The sequence below is a fragment of the Helicobacter sp. 23-1046 genome (genome assembly GCF_053654635.1).
This window is the reverse complement of sequence record NZ_JBSIUS010000001.1, coordinates 29,992-43,106: the sequence shown is the minus strand read 5'-3', so window position 1 is coordinate 43,106 and position 13,115 is coordinate 29,992. Positions and strand designations below refer to the sequence as shown.

Genomic DNA, 13,115 nt, shown 5'->3' with positions numbered 1-13,115 from the left:
ATCTTGGAATCACAAATCCAAAAGATTCAATCTCTTAAAGAAATAAAAAACAAGGAGTAAAAAGCAAAAATTGTCATAGAGAATTATTTGGGTGGGCAGTATTTTTTCACTATTGATGATGTGTTTTGCAAAAATGGCGTGTTGCATTTGTGTGAGAGTAAGCATAGCAAAAACGCGCTTTTGCCAAGCGGTGATGACATAAAAGACGGATTACTAAAACTAATGCTGTATAATAATCTTGCAAAAATTAAGGGCTATGATAGATTTAAGGTTGTGTTGCGATTGACTTCGGGCGTGTTAGATTCTAGATTTTCCCTGCCAAGTGAGAATCTAGGCGATTTTATCGCTCAACATAAATTTTCAAACACACAAATTACTATGCTAAAACTCTTAAATTTAGAATGCAAAAGCAATAACTTTGAAATATGGATAAACAATGACTCATTCTTTGTTTGATGATTGTATCGATTCTAGCGTGAAATCTTGTGATAAACCACACGCAAAATCTCGCAATAAATCAACATTGATAAAATCCCCTCTGCGCTATCCCGGAGGCAAATCTCGCGCAGTTGCATTCCTCGCGCAATTTTTGCCAAAAAACATAGATGAGTTTAGAGAGCCATTTTTTGGCGGAGGTTCTTTTAGCCTTTATCTCGCGCAAAATCCGCGCTATGCAAAAACCAAAATCTATGCTAACGATTTAAGTTCTGAACTTTTTTGCTTTTGGCAGAGTTTGCAAACGCGTCCAAATGAGCTAATAAGCGGGATTTTGGAGCTAAAAAATAGATTTCAAAACGGCAGGGATTTGTATCGCTTTATCCTCTCTAGGCGAGAATCCCCCCTAGACACGCTCACACGCGCAATCGACTTTTTTATCCTCAATCGCATTACATTTTCAGGCGTGGTGGATAGTGGCGGGTATTCGCAAAAGGCGTATGAGGGCAGATTTACGCTTAGTAGCGTGGAGCGATTAGCACAAACGCAAAAGATTTTAGGGAATATCGCGTTTTCAAATGCTGATTATGCAGAGTTTTTGCAGGGCAAATCGAGCGATAATAAACGCATATTTTTATTCCTAGACCCGCCCTATTTTAGCGCGAGTAAATCCAAACTCTACGGCAAAAAGGGCATTTTACACACGAGCTTTGACCACCAAAAACTCTGCGAAAATCTCAAATCCACCAAGCATAAATTTTTGCTCACTTATGATAATAGCGCGTTTATCCGCGAGCTGTATAGGGATTTTTGTCTGCTTGAGTGGGATTTGCAATATGGTATGAATAATGTCGCTAGTGAAAATGCACCTAAAGGCAAGGAGCTTTTGATAAGCAATTTTGAGTTATCAAAAACAAATGATTTGCCAAGTAAAATTCAGGCGGGACAAAATAACATTAGCAACGACAATCTTGCGCCTTGTTTAGATTTTGGCAAACACATTGTGGTTTAAATTTTAAAAGTTAGGACAACGCATAATGCAACAATGAAAATCACGCAAAATAAGGCAAAATAAAAGCGGAGATTCTAGAATTTACACGCAATGTTGCAAAAAAACAAACAAGCGCGAGTAAAATAGCGACAAAAAATAACACTTAAAAAGAGGTTTAAAATGATGGATTTCAATTTACACGGCGCGATTGCGAGTTTTTGGGAAAATCACAGCGAGATTTTGGGCATTTTGCATACCGAGATTTTGCAAGGCTCTTTTACCCAAGAGATTATCGGGCATTTTATTTGCGCGTTTTTGGCGGGTTTTGGCTTTTGCTATGGGCTAAATCCACAGCTTAAAACGCTCGTGTGGAGCGCGGTTTTTGCGGGCATAGGGCATACTTCACGCGCTTATCTTATGGAGGGTGGGGCTCTTAGCTTTGCGGGGGCGAGCTTTGTGGCGAGCCTGCTTATCGGGCTTTTAGGCACTTTTGTAGCGAAACGACTAAAAGCTCCCATTGAAGTGGTGATTTTCCCCGCCCTGCTCCCGATGTTTCCGGGCAAATACGGGTATCAAAGCATTATTTCGCTACTAAATTTTATCGAGCATAGGGACGATGCCACGCGCTTAGAGTATTTGCTTAGCTTTTTTGATAATTTTATGATTATGTTTTCTGTCTCGCTATCGCTTGTCGCGGGCACTCTAGTCGTGCTTTCAATCTTTTATGAGCAAAGTTTTATGATGACACGCGGAATAAAGAGGCTAAAAATACGAGAGCATTAAAATTATGCTTGAAAGCGCACTATTGCATAGCTTTAGGCTAGTTGCCAACCATAAAAGACGGGCAAAAATGGTATAATACACACAAAACCAAAAGGAGTTTTTTATCAATGCCTAAGTTTAATCCCGTTGCGCTAGAGAATCTAAATCCTATCTATGCCCAAGAGCCATTAGAAAAAACGCATTTAAGCGCGTTTGCAAATATTATCGCTACATATCTTTTAGCCGTGCAACATAAGCTAGAGCAAAATCTCATATCCACCAAATACAGCGAGCGCAATCTCGCTAGCAACGAGTTAGCGCAGTTTTTTAGCGCGCTAGGATTTGAAGCTATAAGCGAGCAAGAAAGTGGCGCATTAAATGCAAATAGCGCGATTGATTTAGCCCTCATAAAGCGCGACACAAAAGACACTTCAAACGCCACAAACGCGCATACAAAAGTCATCATAGAAGCAAAACTCCCCCAAAATCTCACTAAAAATAAACAATCGTTTAGCCCCCAAAATGTAAATTGCAAGGCATTGCACGAGGCGATTTTGTATTATTTGCGCGAAGTGTGTGAGAAGCAAAACTACGCGCTAGAATCTATCATCATCACGGATTTTACGCGCTTTTTTATTTTTAGCTACAAGGAGTTTGATAGGCTGTTTTTTAAAAATACCAAAATCAAAGAAGCATTTGCTCGCTACAAAAATGACACGAGCAGTTTTTATGCAAAGGCAAGCGATATTATAGATACGCTAAATGATGAATTGCAAGGAATCGCCCTTGATATTTCCACGCTAAAAAATCTAAATCCACAAAATCTAACCCCCAAACATAAAAAATACCTAGAATTTCTATGCAAGATTTTCCATAAAGATTTTCTCTTTGGCGAATTTAACTTAAATAATCCGCTAAGCCCTAGATTTTATAATGAATTGCTCTATATTTTAGGGCTTGCTGAATACACCAAAAATGGCAAAATCCTAATCCTACCGAGCAAAGAAAGTAAAGAAGGGAAAAATACGCTTTATCACTTAATCACTTCTCACTTGCAAGCCCACGACACGCACAAAGCAAATGATTTAGATTTTGTGATGCAATATATTATTTTGTGGCTAAATAGAATCTTGTTTTTGAAGCTCATAGAGGCAAATCTCGTGCGCTTTAATGATGATAAAACTCTCTCATTTCTTAATAAATCCAAACTCAAAGATTATCAAGCCCTATCCCATTTATTTTTTGAGATTTTGGCAAAAGAGCATCATAAGCGCGATACAAGCTCGCCTTTATCTTACTTGCCACATTTAAATTCTAGCCTCTTTGAGAAGCAAGAATGCGAGGAAATCCTAGAAATCTCTATGCTTGATAATAACGCTACATTTTTCTACTACCCCACCACTCAAGTCAAAAAAGAAGGCAAGACAAAGGCTGGCAGTGTGAATCTGCTAGATTATATATTTGAGTTTTTGGATAGCTTTGATTATGGCAGTGGGGAGGCAGGCAAAAATAATGCGCGACATAGTGCGCGATTTGATAGTGTGGATTCTAGCAATGTCATCGAGCAAAAAGAGCTTATCAAAACAAATGTGCTAGGGCTAGTCTTTGAGAAACTAAATGGCTACAAAGAGGGGAGCTACTATACGCCAAATTTTATCACTAGCTATATGTGTCGCGTGAGTTTGGAGCAAGTCATCGTAGAGAAATTTAACGAAGCAAATCCTAAATGGAATGCCAAAAATCTCAATGACTTGCGTGAGCTAATCCGCGATGAGCGCGAGAGGAGGGAAGATTTTAAAAAGATTTTGCGTGAAATCAAAATCTGCGACCCTGCAGTAGGGAGCGGGCATTTCCTCGTCTCTGTGCTATGTGAAATGGTGCGTATTTATCATTACTTGCGACTAAGTGATGAGCTAAATGAATATGACTTGCGTATAGAAGATGATGAAATAATCATCTATGTGTCGCGTGATAAAGTCTTTGACTATCGTAAGCCAAGTAAGCCAAATGACAATAACCAAGCTATCCAAAAATCGCTCTTTCATCTCAAAAAGTGCATAATTGAGAGCAATCTCTTTGGCGTGGATATAAATCCAAATTCTGTGGAAATCTGCAAACTGCGATTATGGATAGAACTCCTAAAAAATAGCTATTATCTCACGCAGGGTGATGAGGGCTATGAGCCACATTTAAGCGTGCATTGCCACCAAATGCAAACCCTGCCAAATATCGATATAAACATAAAATGCGGAAACTCGCTCATAAGTCGCTTTGCCCTGCAAGATAGCCTGCGACATATCCCAAATATCGACAAGCAAATCAAAGACTACCAAAAGCTCGTCTTTGAGTATAAAAACTCTAGCCAAAGCGAGCTAAAGCCAAAGAAAAAAGACATAGAATCTAAAATCCAAAATCTAAAAGCGACATTTCGCCTCACGCTAAAAGACCCCAAAACCAAAAAAGAGCTAGAAAAAGCCTTAAAAAATCATATCCGTGATTTTGGGAATTTTTTGCTTGATGATGAGAGTTTGCTAGATGGACTAAGCGGGCAAATAGGCAATCTCTTTGCAGAGGCAAATCTAAGCGAAGAGGAGCAGGCAAAAGCCGCACAAAGCTATGCAAATATCAAGCTATTGCGACATAGGCTAGATTCTGTGCTAAGTGGTGCGGAGTATAAAGGCGCGTTTGAATGGCGTCTTGAGTTCCCCGAAGTTTTGGATAGCAACGGGGATTTTATGGGCTTTGATTTAGTCATTGGCAACCCACCGTATGGGAATCTCAACAAAGATTATCAAAAGCAACTTATAGAATCAAATTTTCCGCATTCGTATTTTGGCGAGATTAGCTCAAATTTTGCCGAGCTAGCACACACGCTTATTAAGCAAAAAGCACATTTTAGTTTCGTAACAAGTTACGCGCTTACTTTTTCATTGGCACAAAGCGGGCTTAGAAATCTTTTGCACTCAAACTACAAAAATATACAAATCTCATCGTATGATAGAGATGGCTCTCCGCAGTTTGACAAAATGTCTCAAAGCGTAAGTATTTTGTTTGCACATTCTAAGGGCGAAAATCAAAAAGCGGTTTTTCAAACAAGCAATTTTGTGCGACAAAAAATTCCGCACGAGGAGGTAGAATTTAGCCGCGTGAATGATTTGCTACTCATTGATAGCGAGCTAGGCAATGATTTTGCCACAAAGCATAGAATCCCAAAAATTGGCGGGCGTAAAAATTTAGAGATTTTGTGTTATTTGAAAAAATTGCCACACAAACTTGGCGATTTGTTTGGTGGCGATGAGTCGCTATACATACGCACAAGCGGGAATTATTGGTATAACGCGTTTTTAGAGATACCCTATAAAAGCACGGAAATCAAATCTTTTAGCGTGAAAAATAAATTTTTTGTGTTTTGTCTTATCAATTCAAATGTGTATTATTGGTGGTTACGAATCTATGGGGACGGCAGGCATAATAACAAAGATATTATGGATAGTTTTAGATTGCCAAAAATAGATTTGATACAAAAACATAATGATTTGTGGGAAAAGCTAGCACTAGCACATTGGCAAAAAATGCAAAGTGTATTTAACGCGCAACATAATTTTTTTGCTACTTCGCAAATCAAAGATTGCGTGGATATTTTGGATTATCATATTTGTTTGAAAGTTTTGGGGTTTGATATGGACATTTTAAAATATATTTGCGATTATGATAGCAATATACGCGGTGGAATAAAAGCGGATTTTAGGAAAATCAAGGATAAATAGAATCTAAAAAATCGCTGATAAAGTTGTGAATCTCGTGGAGGAGATTCTAGAATTTAAAGCACAAGGTAAAGAAATGATTAGCTTGGAGCAAGAAATCATAAACTCTTAAATTAAGAATTGTATAATACTACCGTTTGGATTTGGATTACATTCGTATAACATATCTAAGGATACAATTTGAAAAAAGTTTATCACTCAAGTAAATTTCGCCATTATTGCAATAAAATTCGCGCAAAATATCAAGAAAAAAGACATAGACAAATCATAAAAAAGTCAAAACTTAATAAAAACAACGAAGATAGAAACAAAGCATCTGACAAGGAATACGATTCATTAGAGCTTACTTTTTTAAATGTAAATAAACTTATTAAGGATGTAGAATTTTTAAAAAAGAAAAACAACTTTCGTATTAACTTTAAAAAATTAGACAGATTTGACTTAGGAATGTGCCTAATATTTACAAGCCTACTCAAAGAATTAAGAAAAATCAAAAAAACTTCTTTTGGATTTAGAAAAGAGCTAATGCCAAAGGACAAGAAAATAAAAAGTTTATTTATACAGACAGGAATTTTTGAAATACTATGCGACAAACCAATACACGACAAGTCTAATTTAGGTAAAATTCGTGTTTTAGAAGTTTATATAAATTCTCAACAAGAATTTAAAAAGGTTTTATTAAGAATATCAAATGAATTGATTGAGTATTCGTTACAACAGATAGGACACATCACCGACAAAGAAACTGCAAAAATGATATTAAACAAAATATTTTTAGAATTGTTGCTTAATGTGCAATCTCACTCAAAATCCTTAGAAAAAATGGTGTATCTAGCAGGTGAGGTTGAAAATAGTATTTTAAAGTTTGCTATTTTGGATAGTGGGATAGGTTTTGTGGGTTCAATAAAAGCTCGTAGCACAATTCTTGACAAGGGAAAAGAGATATTAACCAATTATGTTCAGATGATATTTGAAACAAATAAAGATAGAGACAGAGAGTATTCTGGGCAAGGATTTAGAAGAGGCAATGGAACAAGGCGATTGAAAGAGACGGTACAAAAGTGTGGTGGAAAATTACAAATTGTGTCAAAAAGAGATTTTTATGAACTAAAATACAATAATAATACGCTAAAATGTGAAACTCTCGTAAGGAAAGTAAATGAAAATCTTGCAATAGGCACTTTGATTAGCTTTGAATTGCCTGTTGTAGAATTTTTAAAAGGAGTGCAAAATGCAAGTGTTTGAATTTGATAAAAAATATACACGGACACCTTATGCAAGGAATAAAGAACACGACAAGGAAAAAAATGGGGAAGATTTTGAAAAAAATTATCTATCGAAATGGTTGCAAAATAAAGAAGAGGTATTGATTAAGGTTGAACATTTGGAATTGCCTTTTTCAGATTCTTTTGTGGATGCCAGCTTTTGCAAACTTATCCGTCAAAATAAAGTGGATTTTGACAAATATATACATATCAACAATCAAAGTCTGGACGAAAAAGATTTACTCAATACTATAAAAGAAGTTTTGGCTAGAGATTGATTTTAATATGGATAGCATTATTAACTTTGCTTCTGCGTTTGGTGGGGTAATAGGTGGTTGGCTTATTACACATATTTATCACAAAATCACACAACAAGATACACGTAAGCAAAGAATAAAAGACAAAATGGAGAAATTGCTTGAGGCTATACAATTTGCATACAAATCAAACGGTATAACGAGGAAAAACAAACTCCAGTACATAGTGTATATAAACATTAGAGACAGGAGAGATTTACTTGGAAGTAAATTGGTTGCAGAGCTTGAAGATTTGTTATTTAAAAATTCTGATGATAAAGATAGTGTGATTGTGGATATTAGACAATTATTCAAAAAATATTATCCAAAATATTTTGAATAACATTATTAAAATTTAAATTTGTAAAATCCCTACAAAAACCATCGCCAATACAGCATTGCAAAGGCAATGAGAAGCACGATTCCCACGCCACTTAGGCAAATCCCAAAGCGAAACATATCCCAAATCTTTATCCCACCCTTGCTAAAGACAATCGCATTTGGTGGCGTAGAAATAGGAAACATAAAGCTAAAGCCCACGCAAATGGTGGCTATAAGCATCACAAGGCTTTGCATTTGGGGGTCTAAAAAGCCCTTTGTAGAGGCAAAAATGATAGAGAGCAAAATCGCAATAAGCGCGGTGGAGCTAATAAACATACTTAAAGTCAGCACAAGCAGACACAAAAGCAAGATAAACACGAGGATTGGCAAACTTGAGAGGTAGCTAAAAATCGGCGCAAACGCGCTCCCCAAGCTCATCTCCGAAATCGCCATAGCCACGCAAAACCCCGCCCCAAACAAAAAGTTAATCTCATAGGGAATCTGCTTAGAATCTTCCCATTGCAAAAAGCCTAGCTTTGGCACAAACATAAGCAATCCAAAAAGAAGCAACACCGCATTTTCATTAAGCCCTAAGCCATTATAAATAGGCTTAATTGGGGAATTTAGTAGCAACAAAAGCAACAAACACCCAAGCATAACAAGCAATCGCTTATGCGCAAAACTCACGCTAATTTCTTTAAACACCTCGATTTGAAGCGTATCATTTGGCAAGCCAAAAGAGAGGATTTTCACCATTGCATAAAGCATTGTGATTGTGAGGGGGAGCATCATCATAATCCAAGTCATAAAGCCGATACCCTCAAACCCCACCGTCTCTAAAAAGCCGATAAAAATGAGATTTGGAGGTGTGCCAATAGGCGTGGTAATCCCGCTAATGCTCGCTCCAAACGCCACGCTAAGCAAAAAGCGCGTTTTTAGCACCTCATCATTTGACACGGACAACGCCACAGGGATAAGCAATAGCGCAACGGTGGAGTTTGAGAGCGCGCTACCTAACGCCACACTAGCCACGCCAAGCGCGGTAATCACGCCCTTTGGCGTGGGAGGGAAATGGCTTAGGAATGATTTGGCGATGATTCTATGCAAGCCAATTTTTTCCACCGCAGTGGCGAGCATAAAGCCACCCAAAAATAAAAAAATAATCGGGTTTGCGTAATTGCTCGCGGCGGATTTGACATCTAAAATCCCAAACGCGGGGAAAAGCACGATAGGCAGGAGCGAGACTATGCCAAGAGGCAGGGCTTGATTTGTCCATAGGATTATAAGCAGTGCGAGAATCCCCACAAACGCGCCCACCTGCACACTCGCATCAAAAGAAAAAATACTCACAAGCGCAGTGATAATCGCACATAAAAGCGCAAGCCCAAGCCCAAGCGAAATAGCAAACGCACCTTTGAGGGCAAATTTTGCGCTGTGCTCATTATGCGTGCTATGTCGTCTCGCTCGCCACTTGAAGTGCATATTACTCCTTAGGAATTATGTTGTGCTTGAATGCAAAAATAAAGTAATGTTGCTTAAGCAAATTGTGTGCTTAGTAAAAAAGAGAATCTCCAATCACTAAACTTTCCAAAGATTGGCGGGGATTACAATTTCTTTTCAATAAAGGTATTTACATCGCCTGAATAAGTGATTTCATCAATAGCTTTTGTATCAATAAGCTCCATAGTCTCAGCAGAATCTCTCATTGAGAGCTGGCAATCTTTAAGCTCCTCTTCATTGTAGGTGAGGTGCATATCCGCACTCGCCACGCCTTTTAGTTTAGTGATTTGTTCTAAAGATTGTATATCTTCTTTAGTATTTGGGGCTTCTATGGTGGCGATGATAAGTCCCTTATCTCTCTCATCTAGCGCGACTTGCGCGTGCGTAATGGCGTTAATTTCATCTAGTAGATTCTCCCAATCATCTCGTTTTGCCCGAATGATAATACTTGAAACATTCATATTCCTTCCTTGCATTTAGGATTTTGGCGTTGCTATTGTAACGCATTTTTTATATCAAAAAAATAAATTTTCTTGCTATCAGCACCCACAATAATATAGTTCTTATAAAAGATAATGGTGTTAGGTAGCGCATCAATGCCATTTAACTTTGCCACTTCGTCTTTCCCCCTTAGCACAGAGATTTCGCCACTCTCATCACTCATATATGCGATATATTGAGAATCTTCGCTTATAGCCACGCTGTATATAAGAAAATTTGAGCGCGAAACTTCCTTTAGCTCCGCTACTTTGCCTTGAGATTTTATTTCATAAGTAGCCAGCCTTTTGTCCATCCCCCCACTCACTAAGACATTATTAGCAAAGCCAAGCGCGAAAATATTATCCTTATGCACGCCATCAAATTTCGCCACCAAATTTACATTACTACAATCAAGCGCGTAAATTGCTCCAGATTCTCCTGTGGTATAAAGCAAATTATCCTCGCGATTAAGCACCATATCACTAAAGCGATAAATAGCTATTTTGCGTTTATTAAGCACTTTGCCACTTTTGGAATCTACTATCCACACTTCATTACCCACAAACCCAACGGCAAAGGTGCTCTCATCAATCCACAATGCCTTAGCGACATCTAAGTCTTTAATGACAATTTCACTCCTACCATTTTTGTGTAAAAACAAATCGCGCTTTGTCGCATTTGAAGCGACAATGAGTGCCTCGCCATTTTTATTCACATCTGTGTGAAATATTCTCCTCTCAATTACATTATCAAACAAATCTGTATAGCTTGGGAGTTTGATACTTTGCAGTGGTTTGAGTGATTTTTTGGCAAGGACTCCATTAAGGTCATAAATATCCACTACGCCATTACTTGTAGAGACATAGAGCTTTGGGTTGGATTGTGTTTTAAACTCTAAAAGTCTAAGCGCGCTCACTTCCTCTTTAGAATCTAGCACTATACTCGGGCTAAGAGCAAACAACCCTCCACAAAACACTACCATAACACAAATAAGCTTTTTCACTTTGCACGCCTTTTGTAGAATTCTTAACCTCTGCATAAATAAGCCAAGTGCTTATTTATGCCTAAAGGTTAGATTGTGAAGCTTACCTTACACCTTGATTGATAACTTCAAGCAAATTTGACCTTTTTTTGTCTTTTTCGCTTTTAAAATCTGCGACAAAACTATTATTGATTAAAGGTTTCGCATTTGCTTGTGGTGCGTGGCAAGCCGTGCAGTTAAAGCGAGATTCTGCGATTTTGTTAAGCTGTCTTTTTGCACGCAAATCATACATATGTGAAGCTGGCACAGGCGTAGCACCCATATCCTTTGCCACCTTTCTATCGTGGCACATCACACACGCATTATCCTCTTTCGTAACGCTTAAATCCGTAATATCGTGAGGTATCATCGGTGGAGCATTCGTAAAGGCTCGCTCAATGAGCTCACTCTCGCCCGGTGCGCTATCTCTAAACTTATACTCTTGGAGCTTGACACTCTCGCCATCAAGTGGCGCACTTCTTAGACCAATTTCCCTATCGCTCTTAAGTGTTTGCCCAAATGCCAAACTCACACCAAAAGCGACTATCCATACATTACAAAGCAACAACTTTTTCATTTTACACTCTCCTTTTTGAATTTCAAAATATTAAAGCCAAGCGCATTGTCATTGCACACTTCGATACAACGACCGCATTTAATACACGCAATATTGGTAACTTGCGCACTTTTCTTGCCTATCATATCTAAAACTTGGGCTTCTGGGCAGATTTTCACACACGCACTACAATGTGTGCAGTTCTCTACCTTATGCTCAATGCGTAAAAGCGACTTCGCTCCAATAAGACTATAAGTCGCTCCCAAAGGACATAAATACCCGCAAAAGCCATTTTTTAACATAAATAAGTCAAACAAAAATACCGCCAAGATTCCAAAAAATCCAACGCCCAAACCAAACACCAAGCCTCGATGAAGCATAGAAATGGGGCTTATCATTTCCCAAGCAAGCACGCTAAAGGCAAATGAAAGCACCAACGCCAATCCTAAAATCACAAAACGCGTCTTGCGTGAGAATCCAAGAAAACGCGCGTTTTCAATATGGAGCACTCTACGCAAATAATTCGCCAAATCCACAACCATATTGATAGGGCATACAAAAGCACAAAACCCGCGCCCCATAAATAATGCGTAGATTCCAAGCACTATGCCTAAGCCAAGCAACAAATCAAAGCTAATCGCTCCACCAGCCAAAAAAATCTGCATAAACGCTAGCGGGTCGCTAAGCGGAATCACTTCTGCTATTTTAGAAAAACTCAAATCACCCTCTAAAATATTAAGTGGCAACATTTTTTCTTTTGGGTTCGTGATGGCGAGATTACGCTCACCCACGACAAAGCCAGAAATATCGCTTTGAAACACTAAATGTGGTGTTTGAGAAATGCTTACAAATGAGCAATTTGCAAGCACAAAAAGCAACAAAATCCCCACTTGAGAGAATCTTCTCAAAAGTAAATATTTATATTTGCTTACTTTCATCATAGCAAATCCCCATCATTAAGATAGTTTAATCCACCACCTGTGCCATTTTTGAGAGAATCCGCTTCATTTGTTTTATTTTTATCCACAGATTCTAAGCGATTCTCATCGCCCTCAACCCAGCCTTTGACATAGTTTGTCCCCATCTTACCAAGTATCATCTCTCTTGGCAAGACACGAATAGTAGGCAACTCCGTTACACAAGCCTTCTCACATTTTCCACAACCTGTGCAAAATTCGTTTGCCACCATTGGCAACATTAAAGCGTGCTTGCCCGTGCGCTCATTAGACTTATACTCTAAGTAAATCGCCTTATCAAGTATAGGACAAGCGCGATAGCACGCATCACACTGAATCCCAGCATACGCAATACAATTAAGCGTATCAATAACTGCCACACCCATTTTTGCCTTCCCAATGTCAAGTTTCTCATCAGTTTTGAGGAGATTCACATCAAGTGCATCTGTGGGGCAAGCTACCGCACAAGGAATGTCCTCACACATAAAGCACGGCACATCGCGTGGAGTGAATACAGGCAAGCCTTTGTTTCCACTTGTGGCAAGCCTTAGTGTGTAGTAAGGACAAGCCTCCACACAAAGCCCACACTTTATACAAGTAGCTTCAAAGTTTTCTCTCGCACCGGGTGGATAGAGCCATAATGGATTAGCTTTGGCTTCCTTAAGATAAGCACTCCATACCAATCCACCAACAGCCACCAAACCCATTGTTTGAAAGATTGAGCCTATTGCCTTTCTACGCGCTTCGTTCATTTAAGATTCTCCGCTC

13 protein-coding genes are annotated in these 13,115 nt (G+C 38.6%); 7 read left to right on the top strand and 6 right to left on the bottom strand.

The window, feature by feature from the left end:
- Positions 1-87 precede the first annotated feature (87 nt).
- From ACWIUJ_RS00215 to ACWIUJ_RS00185, 7 genes are all read left to right on the top strand, one after another.
- Positions 88-456: a hypothetical protein gene (locus ACWIUJ_RS00215; RefSeq protein ID WP_454168190.1), complete on the top strand. Its 369-nt coding sequence runs from the start codon at positions 88-90 to the stop codon at positions 454-456.
- Positions 437-1,447: a DNA adenine methylase gene (locus ACWIUJ_RS00210; RefSeq protein WP_454168189.1), complete on the top strand. Its 1,011-nt coding sequence runs from the start codon at positions 437-439 to the stop codon at positions 1,445-1,447. The genes ACWIUJ_RS00215 and ACWIUJ_RS00210 overlap by 20 nt, the downstream gene beginning before the upstream one ends.
- Before the next feature lie 159 nt (positions 1,448-1,606).
- The gene (locus ACWIUJ_RS00205) at positions 1,607-2,209 is read left to right on the top strand and encodes a threonine/serine exporter family protein (protein WP_454168188.1); all 603 of its coding nucleotides are present in this window, start codon (positions 1,607-1,609) and stop codon (positions 2,207-2,209) included.
- A 107-nt stretch (positions 2,210-2,316) separates the two neighbouring features.
- Positions 2,317-5,955, top strand: a complete 3,639-nt coding sequence (locus ACWIUJ_RS00200) for a type IIG restriction enzyme/methyltransferase (RefSeq protein ID WP_454168187.1) — start codon at positions 2,317-2,319, stop codon at positions 5,953-5,955.
- Positions 5,956-6,132: 177 nt separating this feature from the next.
- Positions 6,133-7,197 carry a hypothetical protein gene (locus ACWIUJ_RS00195; protein ID WP_454168186.1) on the top strand — a complete coding sequence of 355 codons (1,065 nt, stop codon included), beginning with the start codon at positions 6,133-6,135 and terminating at the stop codon, positions 7,195-7,197.
- A complete protein-coding gene (locus tag ACWIUJ_RS00190; protein ID WP_454168185.1) occupies positions 7,184-7,495 on the top strand; it encodes a hypothetical protein in 312 nt (103 codons plus the stop codon). Before ACWIUJ_RS00195 ends, ACWIUJ_RS00190 begins: the two co-directional genes overlap by 14 nt.
- 7 nt (positions 7,496-7,502) lie before the next feature.
- Positions 7,503-7,856, top strand: a complete 354-nt coding sequence (locus ACWIUJ_RS00185) for a hypothetical protein (protein WP_454168184.1) — start codon at positions 7,503-7,505, stop codon at positions 7,854-7,856.
- A 29-nt stretch (positions 7,857-7,885) separates the two neighbouring features.
- On the opposite strand, the gene ACWIUJ_RS00180 is transcribed toward ACWIUJ_RS00185, so the two are convergent.
- The 6 genes from ACWIUJ_RS00180 to napG form a co-directional block, all read right to left on the bottom strand.
- Complete coding sequence (locus ACWIUJ_RS00180) at positions 7,886-9,316, bottom strand: SLC13 family permease (protein ID WP_454149737.1); 1,431 nt, start codon at positions 9,314-9,316, stop codon at positions 7,886-7,888.
- A gap of 122 nt (positions 9,317-9,438) precedes the next feature.
- Complete coding sequence (locus ACWIUJ_RS00175) at positions 9,439-9,795, bottom strand: chaperone NapD (RefSeq protein WP_454149739.1); 357 nt, start codon at positions 9,793-9,795, stop codon at positions 9,439-9,441.
- Between the two features lie 32 nt (positions 9,796-9,827).
- Entirely contained in the window at positions 9,828-10,817 is a 990-nt protein-coding gene (locus ACWIUJ_RS00170) for a hypothetical protein (RefSeq protein WP_454168183.1), read from the bottom strand.
- Positions 10,818-10,899: 82 nt separating this feature from the next.
- Positions 10,900-11,412: a nitrate reductase cytochrome c-type subunit gene (locus ACWIUJ_RS00165; protein WP_454149742.1), complete on the bottom strand. Its 513-nt coding sequence runs from the start codon at positions 11,410-11,412 to the stop codon at positions 10,900-10,902.
- Positions 11,409-12,332 (bottom strand): quinol dehydrogenase ferredoxin subunit NapH, encoded by a 924-nt coding sequence (gene napH / locus ACWIUJ_RS00160; protein WP_454149744.1) that lies wholly within the window; start codon positions 12,330-12,332, stop codon positions 11,409-11,411. The genes ACWIUJ_RS00165 and napH overlap by 4 nt, the downstream gene beginning before the upstream one ends.
- Positions 12,329-13,099, bottom strand: a complete 771-nt coding sequence (gene napG / locus ACWIUJ_RS00155; RefSeq protein ID WP_454168182.1) for a ferredoxin-type protein NapG — start codon at positions 13,097-13,099, stop codon at positions 12,329-12,331. The genes napH and napG overlap by 4 nt, the downstream gene beginning before the upstream one ends.
- Positions 13,100-13,115 lie beyond the last annotated feature (16 nt).